Genomic DNA, 18,964 nt, shown 5'->3' with positions numbered 1-18,964 from the left:
CATGAAACGCATGACCCAAGCTCTGGCCATCACGCTCGCCCTTTCCCCGGCGGCACAGGCCCTCGCAGAGGCAACGGCGATCGACGTCCGCAAGACGAACGGATGCGGCTGCTGCCTCTCGTGGATGAACCATCTCGAAGAAAACGGTTTTGCGCCGACCGGCCAGGACATGTTCGGTGGATCGCTGGTTCGCTTCAAGCTCGACAACGGCGTGCCGCAGCGCATGGTCTCCTGCCACACCGCGCTCATTGATGGCTACGTGATCGAGGGCCATGTCCCGGCCGCTGACATCCGCCGCCTTCTCGAGGAGCGCCCGGACGCCGTAGGCCTCGCCGTTCCGGGGATGCCCTATGGCTCGCCCGGTATGGGGCCTGAGGATGACCGCGAAGCCTATGATGTCTTCCTCATCCGCGAGGACGGGGCGACGGAAGTCTTTTCAAGCTACGCCGAAGGATAATCTGGCCCGCCCATGGAAAATCTGTCCCCGATAATGCTCGGCTTTCTCGGAAGTCTCGCCGCCGGTTCGCTCACGGCAGTCGGAGCAGCTCCCGTGCTGTTCGGGCGCATCCCGTCCCGGGCCACGCGCGATCTGTCGCTCGGCTTCGCTGCCGGTGTCATGCTGTCAGCCTCGTTCTTTTCGCTGATCATCCCGGCATTAGATGCCGCAGAGCCGATGTTCGAGAACGGCGCGATGCCTGCGGCCATCGTATGCGTCTCGATCCTTCTGGGCATGGGGGCTGTCGCCCTGATGAACGAAAAGCTGCCGCACGAGCATTTCAAGACGGGACGCGAAGGGCCCGAAGCGGCGTCATTGCGGCGGGTCTGGCTGTTCATCATCGCGATCACGATCCACAACTTTCCCGAGGGTCTCGCGGTCGGGGTCGGGTTCGGCTCCGGTGGCATGGAAGGTGGCCTCCCACTCGCCATCGGCATCGGCTTGCAGAACGCGCCCGAAGGATTGGCCGTCGCGGTGTCGCTGCTGGGCGAGGGATATCCGAAGCTGCGCGCCTGGGGCATTGCGGCGCTGACTGGCATGGTCGAGCCGATTGGCGGTCTGCTCGGGGCCGGCATCATCACACTGTCGGAACCGCTGCTTCCATGGGGACTGGCCTTTGCCGCGGGCGCAATGCTCTACGTCATCAGCCACGAGATTATCCCCGAAACCCATCGCAGCGGCTATCAGAACAGGGCGACGCTCGGCCTGGCTGTCGGGCTCGTTCTGATGCTGTTTCTCGATGTCTGGTTGGGGTGAGGCAATGTCACTACCCAAAGTGATCGGCGTCTTTGCCGCGCTTGCTGCGTTCGCAATCGATCAGATCACCAAAGCCATTGTCGTTGCGAATGCCGCCACTTTTAGCGCCGGGATTTCCGTGTTTCCGGGATTCAACCTCGTCTTTTCTCGTAATGACGGCGTGACTTTCGGGATGCTGGGCGGCGCGCCGTGGTGGAGCCTCACCGCTCTCGCTCTTGCCATCTGTGTTTGGCTTGCTGTCATGCTGTTTCGCGTCGAAAATGCGGCCGAAACACTTGCCTACGGCGCGATCATTGGCGGAGCGCTGGGCAATGTCATCGATCGTGTGCGCTATCGGGCTGTAACAGACTTTCTCGATTTCTACATTGGCACAACACATTGGCCTGCCTTCAACATGGCCGATGTATTTGTCGTCAGTGGCGTAGGGCTCTTGCTCGCCGCGCCATGGATCAGCGCGCGGCGTCCGATCAAGTCGTGAAGACGGAAATTCTGAACCGCATCGCTCTGCGCCCCTGTTTGCTTTCGCGGATGACGCTTGGTTTCGCCGCCGGGGCGCTGACGGTTCTGACTTTCCCGCCTCTTTCGATTCTCCTGCTTGTTCCCGTTGCCTATTCCGCGTTGTTTGTCGGGCTTCGCGATCTCTCCTTCGGGCGCGCTTTCCTCGTCGGCTGGGCGTTTGGTCTCGGCCAGTTCGGTTTCGGGATTTCGTGGATTGCAGAGAGTTTCTACGTCGAGGCCGAGCGGTTCGGGGCGATGGCGATCCCGGCCGTCGCGGGATTGTCCGCAGGTCTCGCGATTTTCCCGGCCATTGCCGCCGCGCTTTTCGCCGAAATCGCGCGGCGTGGAGCCATGGGCAGTCTCTTGGCCTGCCTCCTGTTCGCGACCTCCTGGACCGTGGCCGAGTGGTTGCGCGGTCACGTTCTGACAGGTTTTCCATGGAACCTCGCCGGCTACGCTTTGGTCGATTACGCCGCTCCTCGCCAACCCGCCGCCTGGGTCGGAAGCTATGGGCTAAGCTTTCTCACCGTGTTCGTCGCGGCACTTCCCGGCGCGGCTGTCATGGCGTCCGGGCGGCAACGATTGACCGTTTCGCTCATGGCGCTGGCGGGCATCGCGACGATGTGGGCTGTCGGCACGCTTCGCCTCCAGTCGGATGCACAACAGCCACCCGGTGTCGACCTGCGCATCGTCCAGGGCAACATTCCACAAGAGGAGAAATGGGCGCCCGAGAACCGCGAGGCGACCTTCGCGCGCTATCTTGAGCTTTCAACCCAGCCCGGCGATTTCGACGTTCTTCTTTGGCCGGAAACCGCCTCTCCGGGTTTCCTCGATGAGGATACGGAGGCACGGGATCGCATTGCCGCTGCGCTACCAGACGGCAGGGTGCTGCTCACCGGTGTGCCGGACCGTGTACCGAGCGAAGATGGCACCCGATATTGCAACACGGTCTAGGCTTTTGGCGCGATCGGCAGAATCCTGACCGGATACGCGAAACATCATCTCGTACCCTTCGGCGAATATGTGCCATTCCGCGGCTGGTTGCCCATCGAGCGGCTGACGGCGGGGCTCGGCGACTTTACGCCCGGACCGGGCCCACGAACGCTTGCACTTCCGGGTGTGCCGCTGGTCGCCCTAGCGATCTGCTATGAGATCATCTTCCCAGGCCATGTGGTCGACGACCTGTTCCGACCTGACTGGATTTTCAACGCGACGAACGACGCCTGGTTCGGCACCAGCATCGGACCGGAGCAGCATCTGGCTTCCGCACGGATGCGCGCCGTAGAGGAAGGCCTTCCTGTCATCCGAGCCGCGAATACGGGCATCTCCGCGGTCATCGACGCGAACGGAGAGATCGTTGCGCGGCTCGATACCGGCGAAACGGGCATCATCGACGCTAGCCTGCCCTCCGCGCGACCGCCGACACTCTACGCGAGCTTCGGGGACTGGATGCTGCTGGCGCTCATCTTGGCTTCGTGGAGCTGGGCAATGGCGACCAATGCGACGGCGCGCTACCGCCGCATGAGAAACACCGTCATGCAAAGATGTGGATAGGTGTTCCGTCCTTCACCATTGCATAGATGTCCTCGATCTGCCGATCTGTGACCGCGATGCAGCCAGCTGTCCAGTCGCGGACGTCCGTTGGGTCGATGCCGGGTCGTGGACCACCATGGATGAAGATGTCGCCCCCGGGGGATCGGCCCTGCGCCTCGGCAAAAGCGATGTCGGCCTCATTCGGATAAGAGATGCCAACCGAAAGATGATAAGTGCTTTCAGGGTTGCGCTTATCGACAACGTAGTTGCCCTCCGGGGTCCGACCGTCTCCCTCGAATTGCTTGTGACCTTCGGGCGCGAAACCCAGTCCGACCGGATAGGTTTGCAATACTCGATCGGCTCCGTCGAGAACAAGCAAGCGCTGCCCCTTGTAGAGCCGAACACGGGTCACCTCGGGTCCGCCATAGCTGCGGAACTTGCTGGCACAGCCGGACAAAAACGCTGCCAGCCCGCCTAACAGGACGGCGCGGCGGGGAAATCGGATGGTTTTCACTGCTCGATGCCTCTTTCGTGAGGTCTGATATGGACATTACGTTACCTTGCAAATGCTGCGTGATCAATGTCCGTGGGCAAGCGCGGCCTTTGCCATTTGTGGGCCAACCTGTTCACCGCCGGACGGCGGCGCCTTAGCCTCTTGGCTGTTCAGCAGGCGCAGGGCGTTGGCCACCACCAGCAATGACACTCCTACGTCGGCTGCAATAGCGCCCCACATCGATGCCACTCCAAACGCGGTAGCGACAACGAAAACGCCCTTGGTCGCCAAGGAAATACCGATGTTCTGATGGATAATCGACATTGTCCGGCGCGAATGACCGATCAGCCAAGGCACCTTGCCGAGGTCGTCGGTCATCAGGGCAATATCCGCAGTCTCGATTGCCGCGTCCGAACCAACAGCACCCATCGCGATGGCGTAATGCGCCCGCGCCATGGCGGGGGCGTCGTTCACCCCGTCGCCGATCATGGCCACCATGTCATGCGTTTCGACCAGTTCTTCGATGGCTGTCACTTTGTCTTCGGGCAGAAGCTCGGCGCGGACCTCGTCGATGCCGACCTCGGCTGCAACGGCGCGCGCCGTCCGCTCGTTATCGCCCGTCAGCATGACGATGGTCTTCACGCCTTGCGCGTGGAGCTGTGCCACGATGCCCTCGGCGTCGGGGCGGATACGGTCGCGCAATTCCAGGATGCCGGTCACGCCGGTGTCGTCGCCCACGGCAACAAGGGTGCTGCCAGCCCCTTCGATGCGGTCGCGCAAATCCTTCGGAATGGCGTCGCCGAAACCCTTCTCCTCGGCAAACCGGTCCGACCCTAGCCAGATCGACCGGCCGTCAGTGCGTCCTTCAAGTCCCCTACCAGGAACGGTTCGGGTATCTTCTGCGGCGGACACCTTGATGCCGTCGGCTTCTGCCCGCGCGAGAATGGCGCGCGCCAAGGGATGCGAGGAACGTGCCTCGAGCCCCGCGGCGAGGCTCATCAGATCCTGCGCCGATGCTCTACCCAGCGGATGCACCGCCGCCACCTCGGGCACGCCCATGGTGATCGTGCCGGTCTTGTCCATGGCCAGTGCAGTGGTCTTGCCCGGTGCCTCAACATATGCACCGCCCTTGATCAGCACTCCGGCCCGCGCTGAGGCGGTGAGTGCGGCGACGATGGAGACCGGTGTCGAGATGACCAGAGCACACGGGCAGGCGATCACTAGCAGTACGAGTGCATTGTAGAACCAATAATCCCAGGCCCCACCGAAAATGAGCGGCGGCAGCAGGGCAATTGCAATGGCGAGAGCCATGACGATAGGCGTGTAGATGCGGGCGAACTTCGCCACCCATTGCTCCACCGGCGCGCGGCGGGCATGGGCGTCGCCGACCATGCGGATGATCTTGGCCAAGACGGTGTCCGAGGCGGCCTTCGTGGCGCGCACCGTCAATGTGCCTTCGCCGTTGATCGTGCCGGCATAGACTTCGTCGCCTCGTTCCTTTGGGACCAGCGCACTCTCTCCGGTGATTGGCGCCTGATCGACCGCGCCCGCGCCGTCCGTCACCTCACCATCGAGGGGGATACGGTCGCCACCGCGTACTATGAAGCTTGAGCCTACGGCGACTTGAGCCGCCGGAACGTCGGCCTCGCTTCCGTCTTCGCGGATCACGCGCGCCGTCGGTGGTGCAAGATCCAAGAGCGCCGAGACCGCATTCCTCGCACGCCCGACGCTCCAGCTTTCGAGGTAGAGCGAGAGCGAGAAGAAGAACGCAACCGTCGCCGCCTCGAAGAATTCGCCAAGCCCTATGGCACCGGCCACCGCGACCACCATCAGCAGGTTCATGTCGGGCGACAGCCTCCGTGCGGACGACCATGCCTTGGGTGCCACGAGCCAGACACCGAACAGGATCGCAACCGCGAATAGCCCTGCCTCGACCAGTGGCATCGGCGCTTCGCCGTGCCCTGCGAAGAGGCCGAGTGCCCCCCCCATGCCGGTCTCGATGATGTGCCACAGAAATCCCGCGGCCCAGAAGCCGCCACTGAGCGCCGTAAACAGCCGCTGTCGTGCAAGATGGGCCGCCTGGTCGACCGACGCGTTTTCGGCATCCCAGGGCTTGGCGGTCATGCCGGTGCTTGCGACCAGTTCTGCAATTTCGCCGTCCGATACACTCTTGGCGCTGTCGAGAATAGTCATCCGTCCATTGATCACGTCGAACGCGAGATGCTCGGCCCCGCCGATCTTCGGGCCAACCACCTTGTTCAGGATCGCGACCTCCTCGGCGCAATCGAGGCCGGACACCTGAAAACTGCGCCCGCCCGTCGGCGCGGGCGTCGTCGGCTCGATGTCGCCGCACGTTCCCGCGCTCCCGCAACAGTTGCCGCCGTTTGCCTGGTCGTCTTCGGCATGATCGTGATCGTGGTGATGGGTGTCGGACGGCATGAATGGACCTCTGGATTCGGGTGCATCACCATGACATAGCCCCTACAGTAGCTAGAGCTTCAAGAGCAAAATACGGTGGTATTTCAGTTTGTATTTTTGCTAGAAAGTGCGGTGATCCGTGCGGTTTTAGCACTACCCATGAAAACCGTCGCGAGGAGTGGCATAAGCGGAAGGAACAACAATGCTGAGTATTACTCGGACACGGATGAAGATGGCTGTCGTCGCACTCTTTCTGACCGCAAGCTGCGGCTCGCAGGAGGTCGGCCAGTTGCCTGCCACTGAACCCGAGTCCGGCGTTCCCGAGATCGTTCTCGAATTGGCGGCGGACGGTCAGGATCTCTCAACCGTCCGCCTGCTGCCTGACGACGGGTGTTACTGGTACGAGCATCGCGGTCAGGTCGAGACAACGCTCCTGCCACTTCGGGCAAGAAACGGAGCGGCTATCTGTCGGCAGGCGCAGGCCTGACGAATGCGAACGGCAGCATCCGTCGCTCGGCGCGCATCACCACAGGTCGCCAACCTCTGGTGCCGCAAGGCTGCCTTCCGCCGAATAGAGATACGCCGTCGAGCCGATCTCGACACGTGGATAGAGACTGTTGATGTGCGCCATCACCATCCTGACGCAACCCGAGCTGGCTCGGCTGCCGATACTTTGCGGAAACGGGGTACCGTGAATCCGCAAATATGTGTCGCGATCCCCGACGTAGAGGTACATGGCCCGCGATCCGAGCGCGTTCTCGGGCCCGGGTTCCACACCACCCTCGAACTGCGCATAAATCTCCGGTTCCCGCTCGATCATGTTCTGGGTCGGGGTCCAGTGCGGCCACTCGACCTTGCGCTGTATCGTATAGATACCCGGTTCGTAGAGGTCGCCACGCCCGATCGCCACGCCATAACGCATAGCGGTTCCACCCTCCTCGATATGGTAGAGATATCGCGCGACCGCATCGACATGGATATCTCCCGGTACGAGACCGTCCTTCGCGACGACTCGTTGCGGCAGGAACCGCGGGTGCAGACCCCAAGGATTGGAGGTTTCGGGGACATAATTTGGAGGCGTCACCTGTGCATCCCAGGCAGCCTTCTGCGCCTCGGTGGGCCAGGTATCGGCGAGGAGTGGGCCGGAGACCGACGCTGAAAACAGCGCTGTGGTTGATCGAACGAAGTGTCGTCTTGTCAGCATTTGGCAGCCTTTGTTCTGGGCATTTGCGCAGGCTCGCGAGGCACGAGCAGCGCTTTCGTGTCTCGATATGCAACCTCCACCAACTAGAGCTTCAAGGCATTTCTTTCCGCTAGCGCCGCACAGGTCAAAGGGGCGTGTGCAATCCCGTTGTTGCCGCTCAGCCGATCTTCGCGCCCCAGAACGAGGTGTGGTCAGCCGCGAAGTAGCCGTCCGCGACCCGGAAATACCCCTGCAACTCGACGGTGTCGCCCGCAGTGAGCGGGACCATGGTCTGCAGCCAGATCGCGGTGGCTAGCGAGACATGGGTGGCGGAGATTTCGCCGAGGGAGCCGCGGATTTCCGTCGTGCCGTTCAGCACGAGCCGCCCGCGCATGCGGGCCGTGGCGCTGGCGTTGATCTTGTAAAGCAGCGTCGCGCCGAAGAGGTAGGTGCCATCCGAAGGCGCCACGAAATGGTTGTTCGCGGCGTCGAACGCCCCCTGATCGTTATAATCGGTGTTGTTCAGGCCGATCTTCGTCCAGGTTCCTACGCCGACATAGTTGTCGTAGTTGGTGTACGCCTTGAACCGCGGCAGCCGCGGCTGGTCGACGATGCCGGTGGCGTTGTCGACGCTCAGCCCGTCGAAGAAGGTACTGCCGTCGGCCGAGACGGCGAGCCGGAACCTGTCCGAGCCGAACAGCCCGACCAGCGCCTTGGTCACGAAGCCGGTCTGGAGGGTCAGCCCGAGATCGCCGCCTGCCGCCTCCTTGTTCATGGTGTAGAAGAGATCGCCGGTCCCGCCCTCGGCCACGGTCCTAGCGGTCCAGAGCGCGGCGTTCAGCTTTGCCGAGAACGGGTTCGACGCATCTGCCGTCGTCCCCAGCCCAAGAAGCGCAAGGTTCTGCAGCACGTCCGGCGTTGTCCCGATCCAGCCAGACCCGTCGTAGACGAGCAGCAGGCCCTCGTCCTCGACCCACGCCCGCCATCCGGTGCGAGGAGGCAGGCGCAGCCAGGCACCATCCGTGAACAGAGCCACGTTTAGATCCCAGCCAGCCCAGTCGCCGGTCGCGCCCGAGCCGACGATGTAGCGGTCGCCATCGGCGGGAGAAGCCGGCGGCGCGGTCAAATCCCGGTCTAGAACGGAGAGCTGGACGAGCCCGTCTAGGATCCGCAGCGCCTCGTTGTGAGTGACATGCTTCTGGGCCTGCGCCGCGAGGATGTAGGGCAGCAGGAGATGGGTCGTGGCGTCGGACATGGGATGGCCTCAGAACGTGAGGGTGACGGTTTTCGGCGCGCCCCGCCCGACGAGGGCGGAGAGCTGGTAGATGCGGATGTTGACGGTGTCGCCGGGGGCGAGCGGCGCGCCCCAGTCGGCGCTCTGCTGGGCGGCGGTGTAGACGGCGCTGGTGGTGGCCGCGCTCAGCACCCGCTTCACGGCTGCGCCGTCGAGGATCTCGACCTCGTAGGTTTCCAGTTCCTCCGCCAGCGGCACCTCCAGCCCGCCCCAGCTGTCGGCGGAAAGAGCGCGGGACCGGCGCGTCCAGCGGATGGTCAGATCGCCGGGCGTGCGTGGGCGACGCCACGGCTGCTCGACATGGGCGACAGAGAAGGGCCGCAGTCCCGCGCCCGCGGGGGTAAAGGTCTGCGCCACATAGGTCTCGTCGCTGACCGGGCGGCTGGCCGGGCCGATGCGCCAGTTCCACGGGATGCCAAGATCGGCCTCGGCGATCGGCAGCGACGCGAGGCTGTCGTCCAGCACCACCACCCGCGCGCCGGCGGGCGCCGGGTTGCCCATGGCACCTTCCGTGCCGCGCTGTCCGCGCAGAAGCCGGGTGAGCCGATATCGACCGGGCGCGAGCAGCTCGGCCGCGCCGGCCTGCACGATCTCCCAGACCCCAGGCGCGCTCTCGATGGCAAGCGCGTTGGCGCCCCCGAACAGGGTCAGGTCGGTGACGCTTTCCAACGTGCCGGTGAGCAGATCGACCACAAGCGCATTTCCGAAATCGAAGCGCGAGGTGGGGCCCGCGTAGAAGTCGGAGACCAGCTGGCCAATCCGGGCGCGACTGCCGAACGTCGTCAGCAGCTCGAAGCCATCCGTGGAGGGGCTGCGGAAAACTGCCATCTCGCCGGGCCAGGGAACCGCGTGCGCCGCAATAAGGGGCCGATGCGCGGGCTGGTCCTCGGTGAGCTGCGGCAGGTCCAGCAGCAGCGCATCCGGCGCGCCGAACACCACGGCGCGCGTCAGCGACGCCGCGCGGGGATCGCCGGGCGGCAGGTCGTAGGTCGCGCGATCCTGGCGGACCGCCTCGATGCCGCGAGCCTCCGCGTCGGCGATGGAGACGAGCCGCAGGTCGACCAGCCGCCCGTCATGGGCGAGCCGGATCGGGTCCGCCGGATCGAGCGCGAGCCGCGAGGGCGGCAGACGGAATGCCGCCGTCTCGCGCCCCACCCACGCCTCCATCAGCGCGCGGCGGCAGCGCCGCTCGGCTTCCTCGGGCGGCACCGCCATCGGGAAGCTCTCCGAGGCGATCCGTGTCGTGTCGACGGTGATGCGCCGCGCCTCGACGAGGGCCGCGTCGTAATCCTCGTCGGCGCGGGCGACCTGCCACTTCAGCGCCTGCGGCAGTTCGGTCTCCTGGCCGCGCGTCAGTTCCAGCACGTCGCCCTCTCGGGCCGCCACCAGATCGTCGGGCGCGAGGGTCGCGACAGAGGCCCGGCCACGCATGATGAAACGGATCACGCCCTCGGTCTCCACGGCGTCGAAGCCGAAGTGGCGCGACAGCGTGGTGATCGACGCGCGCGGACTCTCCAGCGCCGTGATGGCGTAGCCCTCGACCGCGCCCCAGAGGCCGATGACGTCGATCCGCGCCTCGGGCAGCCCGGCGCGCAGGCAGAGGTGCCGCACGAGGGCCGCCAGCGACACAGCGCCGAGCCGCCCCGTCAGCCAGTGACCGAGCCGCCAGTTCGCGCCGTCCGTCCAGACGTCGGTCAGCGCCGGGAAGAACGGATAGGGCCGCGCGTCCCAGGTCCAGGCGGCGCATTCCGGCACATGCACCATCCGGCCGCCGTAGACCGAGGACAGGGGGTTGTTCGCGGCCTCGCCCCACCAGAGATAGGTCGCCTCGAGATAGGCGCGCTGGATGGCGTCATCGCGCCAGCCGCGGGAGTAGTGCGGCGTGAAGCTCTCGGACGACTTCGGGTCGAAGAAGACGTTTGGCTGGTTGGTGCCCCGGTCGATGGCCGGGCAGCCCAGCTCGGTGAACCAGATGGGCTTGGACTGCGGCGCCCACGCCGTCGGCGTCCCGCTCTCCACCCCGCCCGGCCGGTTGTAGTGCGCGTTCGACCACCAGGCCCGCAGATCCTTGTAGCGGAAGACCCAGGGTTTGCTGGCAGCACCGTCGGTGATCGGGGTCCGGACCTGCGCCGACCGATCGGCGGCGCTGGCATAGAACCAGTCGAAACCTTCTCCACCGGCGATGTTCCCCTGCAGGTAGGCCCGGTCGTAGATCGCGGGCCAGCCCTCGGCCGCGTCGAGATGTTCGAACCCGTCGCGCCAGTCCGACAGCGGCATGTAGTTGTCGATGCCGACGAAATCGATCTCCGGATCGGCCCAGAGCGGGTCGAGATGGAAGAACACGTCACCCGAGCCGTCGCCCGGCTGGTGCCCGAAATACTCCGACCAGTCGGCAGCATAGCCGATCTTGGTCCCGGCCCCGAGGATCGAGCGCACATCCGCAAGCAGGTCCCGATACGCCTGCACGGCCGGATAGGTGGCCGCGCCCGAGCGGATCGTCGTCAGCCCCGGCATCTCGGTGCCGATCAGGAAGGCATCGACCCCGCCCGCCGCCGCGCAGAGATGGGCGTAGTGCAGCACCATGCGGCGCAGGCCCCAGTCGCCGGGCGTGCCTGTCCACGAAACCGACTGACCCGAGACGCTGAAGCTCGCGGGCGTGGCTGCGCCGAACAGCGCGGCGACCTGGCTTGCGGCCGTGGCCGTCTTGTCCACGGTCCCTGCGAACCCCGCTGCAGGCGAACAGGTGATCCGCCCCCGCCAGGGGAAGGCGGGCTGGCCGGTCTCGGCGGCGTTGTCGGAATAGGGGTTCGGCAGCGTGTTGCCGGGCGGCACGTCCATCAGGATGAACGGATAGAAGGTCACCCGCAGCCCGCGGGCCTTCATCTCCTGGATTGCCTGCACCACCGCGAAGTCGGACGGCGTGCCGCCATAGACCGGGCGGTCCTGGTCGTCCCGGCTGACGAGGAAGGCGCTGGCGCGGCTCACGCCATTGACCGACCAGCTGACGGGCGTGGTTGACTTGGCCGACACCTCGACGCCCGGCCGCACCTTGCAGGAGCCCGCGCGCAGATCGTCGCCGAACCAGGCCACCACGAGGCTGACGCTCTCGACCGAGGGCGCCATCGCCTGCAGCCGGTCCAGCGCTTCGACCATGTCGGAGGAGTCGGCCAGCGCGTTCAGGTTCTCGGGCACCGTCGCGCCGCCATCGGTCTTGCGGATGGCCTGCGTCGCGTAGGTGAACTCGCCCGAGGCCGGGATCATGGTGACGGCGCGAGTCAGCCCCTCGGCGGTGTCGGGATCCGCGAGCGGCCGGAACACCTCGAAGGACAGCTGCGGCAGGCGGTTGCCGTAAGTCGAGAGCGCCAGTTCCTCGAAGACGACATAGGCGGTGCCGCGATAGGCGGGGGTGTTGGCCGCGCCCATCTTCGCCGCGATGAACGGATCGGCGGTCTGCGCCTCGTCGCCCGGATACCAGCGCCAGGTGACGCCGGAGAGGTCCATCGGCTTGCCGTCGGCCCAGATACGCCCGATGCCGGTGATCGGGCCTTCGCAGAGCGCCACGGCGAAGCTGGCGTAGTAGAGATACTCGGTCGTCTTGACCTTGCCGCCCCCGCCGCCCTTGCCGCCGCCCTGCGTGGTGGTCTTTGTCTCCTCGCGGAAATCGGTCGCCCAGATGATGTTGCCGCCCATCCGCATCCGGCCATAGAGCCGCGGGATGACCGCGCCCTCGGTCGCCGAGGTGATGCGCAGCGTGTCGAGCCGCACGCCCTCGATACGCTGGGTCGGCGCCAGCGACGAGACGATCCAGCTGTCGACGACCGAACCCACGGTCGAGCCGATGAAGCCGCCGATGGTGGCGGCGCTGACGCCGAGGATCGCGCCGCCGATGGAACCGCCGATGGCGGCGCCGGCGACGCCGAGAACGAGGGTGGCCATGTGTGGATCTCAGCGTTGCGGGAACAGAAAAGCGAAGGCGATGCGCCGTCGCCAGGACTGCGTGAGCGGTTCCTCGATCACGCCGAGCCGCTCGTAGGCGTGGAGGAAGAGGTTGGGACCTGTCACGATCCCGACATGCTTGGCGATGGCGCGGGGCTTCATGCGGAACAGCACCAGCGTGCCGGGACCAGCCTCGGCGGGCGAGACCTTGATCATCATGCGCCGCGCGCCCTCGGCCAGCACCTCGCGCGGTCCGGTCTCGCCCCAGTCCCGACAGTAGGGCGGGATCGGGAACGGCTCGGGACCGACGACCTCGCGCCAGACGCCCCGGGCCAGCCCGAGGCAGTCGCAGCCGACACCGCACAGGCTGGCCTGGTCGTGATACGGCGTGCCGAGCCAGGCCCGCGCAATGGTGATGACGCGCTGGGGATCAGCGGAGATCACAACACGGACCCTTCGTGGCCGCCATCCTTGGTGGCGTAGCGCAGCACCGCATCTTGGCCGGGAATGTGCGGGAAGCCGCGGAAGTTGGCGGTGTTGGCGAACTTCGCGCCGCAGGTCTCCATCCGCTTGTCGCAGCCCGCGCGGATGGTGAAGACATCGTCTTCGGCGATCGCGCGCACCGGCGCCTCGAGCAGGGTCAGCACGGCGATGCCGTCCGCTACGTCATGGCCCAGCACCTCGGTGCGCCGCCCCGCGTTCGCGCCGCTCGTCCATTCGATGGTGCCGAAGGTGAACCAGCCGGAAGCGAACCCGCCGAGCCCCGAGGCGGTGAAGGCCCTGTCGCGCAGGAGATCGATGACGGTGCCCGTGCCCTTGTAGGCGGAATCCTCCAGGTCGACGCCGCAGCGGGCGTCCCCGAGCGCGGCATCGCAGGTCGCCTGGAAGGTCCGCCCGACTGTCTGGCCCAGCACATGCGCGAGCGAGCGGACCTCCGCGACGAAGGCGAGCCGCCCACGCCGGATCTGGCCTATCGCCCCGCGCCGCATCAGCACGCGCTGGCCGGTGTTGGTCCAGTTCACGCGCCAGACCTCGATCTCGGCGTTGTCCCAGCGTCCGTCGAGGATGTCGGTCTCGGTGATCCGGTCCGAGGTCAGCACGCCTTCGGCATCCTGCGCGTCGACGGACAGGTCCGAGCCCGAACGGACCTCTGAGGCCGTGAGCCCGCTCTCGGGCTCGAAGTCGGTGCCATCGAAGCTGAGCCTCCGGTCGTGATCAGTGAAGCCGAAGGCCATCCCGTCGGCGCGCGTGATCCGCCAGCACCAGGCGAGCGTCGTCGTGCCATCGTCGAGATGGGCCTGCAGCGCGGGCGCAAGGGTTTTCATCGGCAGGTTCCCGTCATGCGGTCGTCGAGATCGGCGATCCAATCCGCCCATGCGGGCGGCACCTCCCTGACCATCTCGACCGGCGGTCGGGCGAGCCGCGCCTCGGCATAGGAGGCGCAACCCGCGTCACCAGCGCCCATCGTTGCGGCGCAGCCGGTCAGCAGGATCGCCAGCGTCGCGACCATCGCGAACCGCATCCCGCCCGCGCTCGACGCGCTCGTTCTTGTCTTCCATAGCATCGCGTTCCGCCTCCCGTTTGCCCGCGCGCCCCCCTTCCGCGCGCCCCCAGACTCGGCCGAGAACGACGCCTCCGATCGCGCCCAAGGCCGCGACCAGCCAGATCAGGAGGTCAGCCATCGTCCCGCTCCCCGCGCGGGGCAGCGACGAAGAGGGCTGTGACGAAGACGCCGAGGCAGCCACCCACGAACAGACCGGCGAGGAACTCAAGCATCGCCGCGGAACCCGCGCTCGATCCGGTCGCGCAGACCGATCAGGCCGAGACCGAGGAACATCAGCCCCGCAGGCGAGGCATCGCCAGAGCCGGCGAGCAGCGCGACGAGCCGGGACAGTTCCCCCAGCGACCCGGTGGCGGGCAGCGCGAGGGAGGCGATGCCGGTGAGCATGGCGAGCAGTCCCGCCCACCAGGTGAGCGAGTTGGGACGAACGTAGCGCATGGGGATCAGGCCCTCCGGATCAGGGTGGCGAAGAAGACGGCCAGCCGGGCGAGCCAGCCGGTCGGCATGTCGGGTGCGGGGTCGAGGACCGGCGGCCTCGGCAGCGGCGACCGCCGCAGCAGCGCCAGCGCCTCATCCTCGGTCAGTCGACGGATCGGCCGCGAGAAGTCCACGCGGCCCGTGCGATCCACGGACCAGACCGGGATCGTGCCGCGGGGATAGCGACCATGGCGGAACAGGTCGCGCTCGGCCTCCCGGCGGGGGATGATGGAGGCCGGTCGCCGCCAGTTCAGAAACGCGTTGCCGGCTGCAACGCGATTTCCGGCATTGAGATGTCGGGTCAGCGCGGCCTTGACGATGCCGCCAGTGTTGTAGTGGAAGCTGACCAGCGCATCGAATTCATGCGGCGCCAGCGGCACCTTCACGGCGCGCAGGACGGCCGCCTCGTAAGCAGCCAGGTCGGCGCGGAATACCCGGAAGGCCTCGCGGATGCCGGCGTCGAGATCGGCGGACATGCCTCGGGGCATGGTGGCCGGATCAGGGGGCCCGGCCGCGGCCGTGTGGCCGATGCCGAAGGTCCAGACCTGTTTCACATCGAGATAGGGCCCGGGCACGAGTCCTTCGTGCCGGACGAGGGCCAGCAGGCCCCGGTCGGTCATGTGCATGAGATTACCGGAGAAGCGAGAGGATCAGGATCAGCGTCGCGACGGCGAAGCCTACCGCCAGGCGGTGGCGGAAGGCCTGCCGGGGATCGGTGGGTTCGCAGCGGAGGAAGCGCGCGAGGCGGAGAAGCTCATTCATCGCCGTCGCCTTCGTTGGCGCGGCGTAGCCGGGCGAGCAGCATCTCGATGAAGGCCGGCCCGAAGACCCCGACGAGATACGCCGCCGAGCCCGCCGCCCCGCCCGCAGGGATCGCCTCGGGCGGAAGGCTGAGCCAGGCGGTGATCACGGCCATGGAGAGGCTCCCCATCCCGGCCGCGATTAGCCCGCCGAGCAGGATGTGCCGCAGCGCATCGCGCAGCCGCATCCTCGTGGTCAGTGCGTTCGTGGCGCCGCCGAGCGCGCCCCAGGCGGCGAGGATCACGGCGGTCGAGGCCGCGAGCTCGCGCAACACGGCGGCGACGAAGCTGCCGGTGTCGTTCATCGCCGAATCTCCAGAAGCGGAATGGAGGTGATCGAGCCGAGCCGCTCGAGGTCGAGCGTCACGTCGAGCGCATCGGTGTCGAAGCGGACCGGCACGTCGAACTCGAAGCCCGCGGTGATCGCGACGCCTGCGCCCGGTGCCGCGCCAAAGCTGACGACACCTGTCGTGGTGTCGACCGACCAGCCGGAGGGTTGATCCACCCCGCCGAGGGCGATGCGCACGGTGCCCGCCACCGGCTTGGCGATGGCGCGCGCCCAGGACTGCGCCCCGGAGGCGTAGCGCTTCACCAGCTGGAAGGCGGTCGTTGCGCCGTCGCCGGTGCTGATCGCCTGGTCGGTGGGCGATGCCGTGCCCGAGGGTAGACAGGACTTGTGGTCGCCCCAGTCCTTGAAGCGGAAGCCATGGAGCCGACCGTTCCGCGCCTCGAAGAAGGCGACCACGGCCGCCAGATCGTCCGCGCGGCGGATGCCATAGGCGACGTCATAGCGGCGGCGCGAATTGGCCCAGCTGGCGTTGCGCTCTTCGTCGCCCGACGCAAGCTCGACGATCTGCGTGCGCCGCTCCGGCCCGCCGCGGGCACCGCGGCTGATGTCGTCGGGAAACCGGACCTCGTGAAACGCCATCACATGCCCCTCCGCCCGAGCGAGACCGCACGGGCGATGTCCGCCGCGACCTGCGTGCGCGATTGCCGGAAGCTCTCGGCGTCACGCGCCATGATGGTGACGTTGACCCCGCCGCCCGCGCCGTAGCTCTGAGCCTCGCGTCGAGACAGAACCCGTTCGCCCCGCTGCAGGATCGCGGGCACCTCGTCGTGGCGAAGTCCGGCCATGCCGCCGCCATGCATCCGCGGCGCGGCGGAGAAGGCCGGGGCCGGAACCAAGCGCGAGGGGCCGGCCGATCCGACCATCCCGCCCGCATGCAGGACGTTTGCGAAGATGCCGCCAGCACCGGAGAACACGCCCGAGAGCGCATTGGCGATCGGCCCGAGGATGAACCGCCGCGCCGCGAGCTGGGCGAGATCGGCGAGCAGCGAGGTGACGAGATCGCGGAAGTTCAGCTTGCCGGTCTTCACGAACTGGCCCACCGCGTTCTCGGCCGACTGGAAGGCGCCAACGAGGCTCTGGCCGATATCGCCGCCGATCTCGCGCGCCTTGCTGGCGTAATCTGACAGCGCCGCCGTGACGGCCTGCCAACCGGTGACGGCAGCTTCGGTCACGGGCTCTGCTGCCGCAGCAGCAGCCCCGGCCGCCGCGCCTGCACCTGTCGCCGCGCGACCTGCATCGCCGAGCGCCGTCTCCAGTCGTTCGGCCGCACCGGTGGCCTCGGTCAGCGCATCGGCTCCGTCCTCATCGGTGCCGCGCACCGCATCGCGCAGGGCCTGCCAGCTTTCGAGGGGCGCACGGGCCCCCTCCGCCAGGTCGCGCGCCGCGCTGCGGTAAAGGTTGGCGGACTCGAGCGCCCTGTTCGCCGCCTCGGTCAGGCCGAGATCGGGCGCGGTGAGCGGGTTGTCCTCGAACGCCCGGTCAAACGCCGTCTGCGCGGCGGTGGTCGCGGCCGTCGCCGCACCCTCGAAGCGGTTCTCGATCTCGCCGAGGTCGAGGTCCGGCACCAGCGCGATGCGGCGCTCCGACCCCAGCGCTTCCAGCCCCTGATTGATGCCGCCGATGAAGCTGTTGATGCGCGCGACCACGCCGTTCAGCATCGCCTCGACGCCGTCGACCAGGCTGTTGGCCGCTTGGAACGCCAGATCGCCGATGGCGGCGGGCAGCAGACCCCAGATCGCCTTGATCGCCTCGTAGGCGCCCTCGAACGTGTTCGCGGCGGTGTTGCCGAAACCCACGACGCTCTCGATGGCGCTCTGCATGCCCGAGGCGGCGTCCGCCTTCAGGTCGAAAAACATCGCCGTGGCGGCCGCGCCTGCAGCCGCTGCGCCCATCCGGGTCCGCTCCCAGACCTCGACGGCGACGTCCTTCAAGAGCGACATCGCTTCGCCAAACCCGCCCGCGCCGGAGACGAGGCGGGTGAACTGATAGACCAGCTCGCCCGCGCCGACGATCAGCGCCCCAATGCCGGTGCGGATCAGCGCGCCCCGCAACACGACGAGCGCGGTGGCGAGGCCGCGAACTGACAGGGCCGCAGCGGCCATCCCCGCCACCCAGCGTCCCGCGAGGAAGGCGGCGAAGGTGGCGGCATAGGTGGTCAGGCGACCGATGTTGTCGAAGAGGCCGCGGATCGCGATGCCAAGCGGTCCGGTGCGGCTGGCGACCGCCGCCATGGCGCTGGCGACGGCTTCCAGCGCAGGCGCCGCGGCGACGGCCAGCTGGTTCGCCAGCCCGCGCCAGATCAGCCCGAGCCGGGAGATCGCATCGTTCGTCCGCTCGATCTGGTCCGCGTCCTGCTCCGAGACAACGACGCCGAAGGCGAGGACGTCCTCCGTTGCCTGACGCAGCGTCGCGGTGTCGATCCGGCTCATGGCGATGGAGCCTTCCTCGCCGAAGAGCTGGCCGGCGACGGCCGCGCGCTCCGCGACGGGGACGAAGCTTTCGATCGCGGCGTTGATCGCGCCGACGCGCGCGTCGAGCGGCAGCGCGATCAGGTCGGCGGCCGAGAGGCCGAGCCGGTCCAGCGCGTCCGCGGCGGGGCCGGTCCCGGCGGCAGCCTGGCTGAGTCGCCGCGTCAGGTCCTTCGTCGCCTGCTCGATGCCGGACATGGACACACCAGCCAGCTCGCCCGCGCGCTCCAGCGTCTGGATCGAGGCGACGGTGGTGCCGAGGGACTGGGCGAGCTTGGCCTGCGCATCGACCGTCTGCAGACCGGAGCGGATCATCGCCACGCCCGCCGCGGCGGCAGCTGCAACTGCGGCGGCAGCGGCTACGGCAACGCGACGGGAAAATGCCGCTAGCCTCGCGTTCGCGGCCTCCATCTCCCGGCTCAGCCGTCCGAAGCCGCGCGACCCGGCCTCGCCCACGCCTTCCAGCTCGGCGCGCACCTGCCGTCCGCCCACGGCCGCGAGGCGGACGCTGACCCTCTTCTCAGCCATGGGAGTGCTCCATCTGCTCGTTGAGCTTGGCGACCATCACCGCTTCGATGACAGGCAGCAGTTCGGCCATGGCGAGCGGCGGCACGCCGAGTGCGTCACCGAGCGCGAGCGCCGCCGACATGTCCCAGCCGGTCACCGCGCCGGGCAGGACACGCAGTTGGCCGCCGAGTCGGC

General features: G+C 67.2%; 19 protein-coding genes and 1 pseudogene. 5 read left to right on the top strand and 15 right to left on the bottom strand.

Annotated features, from left to right (window positions below; translation table 11 throughout):
- The first annotated feature begins 1 nt into the window (after position 1).
- The 4 genes and pseudogenes from CYR75_RS04310 to lnt all read left to right on the top strand — a co-directional run bounded on the left by CYR75_RS04310 (position 2) and on the right by lnt (position 3,304).
- Positions 2–457, top strand: a complete 456-nt coding sequence (locus CYR75_RS04310) for a DUF411 domain-containing protein (protein WP_090735037.1) — start codon at positions 2–4, stop codon at positions 455–457.
- A gap of 12 nt (positions 458–469) precedes the next feature.
- Complete coding sequence (locus CYR75_RS04305) at positions 470–1,252, top strand: ZIP family metal transporter (protein WP_101498978.1); 783 nt, start codon at positions 470–472, stop codon at positions 1,250–1,252.
- A gap of 19 nt (positions 1,253–1,271) precedes the next feature.
- The gene (lspA, locus tag CYR75_RS04300; protein WP_090735086.1) at positions 1,272–1,730 is read left to right on the top strand and encodes a signal peptidase II; all 459 of its coding nucleotides are present in this window, start codon (positions 1,272–1,274) and stop codon (positions 1,728–1,730) included.
- Positions 1,697–3,304, top strand: a pseudogene (gene lnt / locus CYR75_RS04295) (apolipoprotein N-acyltransferase). The gene lspA and the pseudogene lnt overlap by 34 nt, the downstream one beginning before the upstream one ends.
- Here the strand turns inward: lnt and CYR75_RS04290 are convergent.
- Positions 3,285–3,797, bottom strand: a complete 513-nt coding sequence (locus CYR75_RS04290) for a L,D-transpeptidase family protein (protein WP_090735033.1) — start codon at positions 3,795–3,797, stop codon at positions 3,285–3,287. The pseudogene lnt and the gene CYR75_RS04290 sit on opposite strands and share 20 nt — an antisense overlap.
- 63 nt (positions 3,798–3,860) lie before the next feature.
- The gene (locus tag CYR75_RS04285; protein WP_090735031.1) at positions 3,861–6,215 is read right to left on the bottom strand and encodes a heavy metal translocating P-type ATPase; all 2,355 of its coding nucleotides are present in this window, start codon (positions 6,213–6,215) and stop codon (positions 3,861–3,863) included.
- A 181-nt stretch (positions 6,216–6,396) separates the two neighbouring features.
- Between CYR75_RS04285 and CYR75_RS04280 the strand changes: the two genes are divergently transcribed.
- Positions 6,397–6,681, top strand: coding sequence for a hypothetical protein (locus CYR75_RS04280; RefSeq protein ID WP_040610620.1), 285 nt, complete (start codon positions 6,397–6,399; stop codon positions 6,679–6,681).
- A gap of 36 nt (positions 6,682–6,717) precedes the next feature.
- Here the strand turns inward: CYR75_RS04280 and CYR75_RS04275 are convergent, their stop codons facing one another.
- The 13 genes from CYR75_RS04275 to CYR75_RS16330 all read right to left on the bottom strand — a co-directional run bounded on the left by CYR75_RS04275 (position 6,718) and on the right by CYR75_RS16330 (position 18,926).
- The gene (locus tag CYR75_RS04275) at positions 6,718–7,398 is read right to left on the bottom strand and encodes a L,D-transpeptidase (RefSeq protein WP_090735029.1); all 681 of its coding nucleotides are present in this window, start codon (positions 7,396–7,398) and stop codon (positions 6,718–6,720) included.
- A gap of 157 nt (positions 7,399–7,555) precedes the next feature.
- Positions 7,556–8,632, bottom strand: a complete 1,077-nt coding sequence (locus CYR75_RS04270; RefSeq protein WP_090735027.1) for a DUF2793 domain-containing protein — start codon at positions 8,630–8,632, stop codon at positions 7,556–7,558.
- Between the two features lie 9 nt (positions 8,633–8,641).
- Entirely contained in the window at positions 8,642–12,607 is a 3,966-nt protein-coding gene (locus CYR75_RS04265; RefSeq protein ID WP_101498977.1) for a baseplate multidomain protein megatron, read from the bottom strand.
- Between the two features lie 9 nt (positions 12,608–12,616).
- On the bottom strand, positions 12,617–13,051 hold the full coding sequence (locus CYR75_RS04260) for an NlpC/P60 family protein (RefSeq protein WP_101498976.1): 435 nt from the start codon (positions 13,049–13,051) through the stop codon (positions 12,617–12,619).
- On the bottom strand, positions 13,048–13,932 hold the full coding sequence (locus CYR75_RS04255) for a DUF2163 domain-containing protein (RefSeq protein WP_101498975.1): 885 nt from the start codon (positions 13,930–13,932) through the stop codon (positions 13,048–13,050). The genes CYR75_RS04260 and CYR75_RS04255 overlap by 4 nt, the downstream gene beginning before the upstream one ends.
- On the bottom strand, positions 13,929–14,171 hold the full coding sequence (locus tag CYR75_RS04250; RefSeq protein WP_158644570.1) for a hypothetical protein: 243 nt from the start codon (positions 14,169–14,171) through the stop codon (positions 13,929–13,931). The genes CYR75_RS04255 and CYR75_RS04250 overlap by 4 nt, the downstream gene beginning before the upstream one ends.
- A gap of 204 nt (positions 14,172–14,375) precedes the next feature.
- Complete coding sequence (locus CYR75_RS04245) at positions 14,376–14,606, bottom strand: hypothetical protein (protein WP_101498973.1); 231 nt, start codon at positions 14,604–14,606, stop codon at positions 14,376–14,378.
- Between the two features lie 5 nt (positions 14,607–14,611).
- Positions 14,612–15,271, bottom strand: a complete 660-nt coding sequence (locus CYR75_RS04240; RefSeq protein WP_101498972.1) for a lysozyme — start codon at positions 15,269–15,271, stop codon at positions 14,612–14,614.
- A 4-nt stretch (positions 15,272–15,275) separates the two neighbouring features.
- Positions 15,276–15,407 (bottom strand): hypothetical protein, encoded by a 132-nt coding sequence (locus tag CYR75_RS16585; RefSeq protein ID WP_264080903.1) that lies wholly within the window; start codon positions 15,405–15,407, stop codon positions 15,276–15,278.
- The gene (locus CYR75_RS04235; RefSeq protein ID WP_090735018.1) at positions 15,400–15,750 is read right to left on the bottom strand and encodes a hypothetical protein; all 351 of its coding nucleotides are present in this window, start codon (positions 15,748–15,750) and stop codon (positions 15,400–15,402) included. Before CYR75_RS04235 ends, CYR75_RS16585 begins: the two co-directional genes overlap by 8 nt.
- Positions 15,747–16,373, bottom strand: coding sequence for a DUF2460 domain-containing protein (locus CYR75_RS04230; RefSeq protein WP_090735016.1), 627 nt, complete (start codon positions 16,371–16,373; stop codon positions 15,747–15,749). Before CYR75_RS04230 ends, CYR75_RS04235 begins: the two co-directional genes overlap by 4 nt.
- Positions 16,373–18,790: a phage tail tape measure C-terminal domain-containing protein gene (locus CYR75_RS04225; RefSeq protein WP_090735014.1), complete on the bottom strand. Its 2,418-nt coding sequence runs from the start codon at positions 18,788–18,790 to the stop codon at positions 16,373–16,375. Before CYR75_RS04225 ends, CYR75_RS04230 begins: the two co-directional genes overlap by 1 nt.
- Positions 18,783–18,926, bottom strand: coding sequence for a DUF7697 family protein (locus CYR75_RS16330; protein ID WP_158644569.1), 144 nt, complete (start codon positions 18,924–18,926; stop codon positions 18,783–18,785). Before CYR75_RS16330 ends, CYR75_RS04225 begins: the two co-directional genes overlap by 8 nt.
- Positions 18,927–18,964 lie beyond the last annotated feature (38 nt).

The sequence above is a fragment of the Paracoccus jeotgali genome (assembly GCF_002865605.1).
In the GTDB taxonomy this organism is placed as follows: Bacteria; Pseudomonadota; Alphaproteobacteria; order Rhodobacterales; family Rhodobacteraceae; genus Paracoccus; species Paracoccus jeotgali.
This window is presented reverse-complemented; position numbering and strand designations above follow the sequence as displayed.

Coding starts and splice junctions, on each gene's coding strand:
- CYR75_RS04225 (WP_090735014.1), bottom strand. CDS start 18,790: ATGGCTGAGAAGAGGGTCAGCGTCCGCCTCGCGGCCGTGGGCGGACGG.
- CYR75_RS04245 (WP_101498973.1), bottom strand. CDS start 14,606: ATGCGCTACGTTCGTCCCAACTCGCTCACCTGGTGGGCGGGACTGCTC.
- CYR75_RS04285 (WP_090735031.1), bottom strand. CDS start 6,215: ATGCCGTCCGACACCCATCACCACGATCACGATCATGCCGAAGACGAC.
- CYR75_RS04310 (WP_090735037.1), top strand. CDS start 2: ATGAAACGCATGACCCAAGCTCTGGCCATCACGCTCGCCCTTTCCCCG.
- CYR75_RS04235 (WP_090735018.1), bottom strand. CDS start 15,750: ATGAACGACACCGGCAGCTTCGTCGCCGCCGTGTTGCGCGAGCTCGCG.
- CYR75_RS04280 (WP_040610620.1), top strand. CDS start 6,397: ATGCTGAGTATTACTCGGACACGGATGAAGATGGCTGTCGTCGCACTC.
- CYR75_RS04305 (WP_101498978.1), top strand. CDS start 470: ATGGAAAATCTGTCCCCGATAATGCTCGGCTTTCTCGGAAGTCTCGCC.
- CYR75_RS04240 (WP_101498972.1), bottom strand. CDS start 15,271: ATGCACATGACCGACCGGGGCCTGCTGGCCCTCGTCCGGCACGAAGGA.
- CYR75_RS04275 (WP_090735029.1), bottom strand. CDS start 7,398: ATGCTGACAAGACGACACTTCGTTCGATCAACCACAGCGCTGTTTTCA.
- CYR75_RS04270 (WP_090735027.1), bottom strand. CDS start 8,632: ATGTCCGACGCCACGACCCATCTCCTGCTGCCCTACATCCTCGCGGCG.
- CYR75_RS16585 (WP_264080903.1), bottom strand. CDS start 15,407: ATGAATGAGCTTCTCCGCCTCGCGCGCTTCCTCCGCTGCGAACCCACC.
- CYR75_RS04255 (WP_101498975.1), bottom strand. CDS start 13,932: ATGAAAACCCTTGCGCCCGCGCTGCAGGCCCATCTCGACGATGGCACG.
- CYR75_RS04265 (WP_101498977.1), bottom strand. CDS start 12,607: ATGGCCACCCTCGTTCTCGGCGTCGCCGGCGCCGCCATCGGCGGTTCC.
- CYR75_RS04230 (WP_090735016.1), bottom strand. CDS start 16,373: ATGGCGTTTCACGAGGTCCGGTTTCCCGACGACATCAGCCGCGGTGCC.
- CYR75_RS04250 (WP_158644570.1), bottom strand. CDS start 14,171: ATGCTATGGAAGACAAGAACGAGCGCGTCGAGCGCGGGCGGGATGCGG.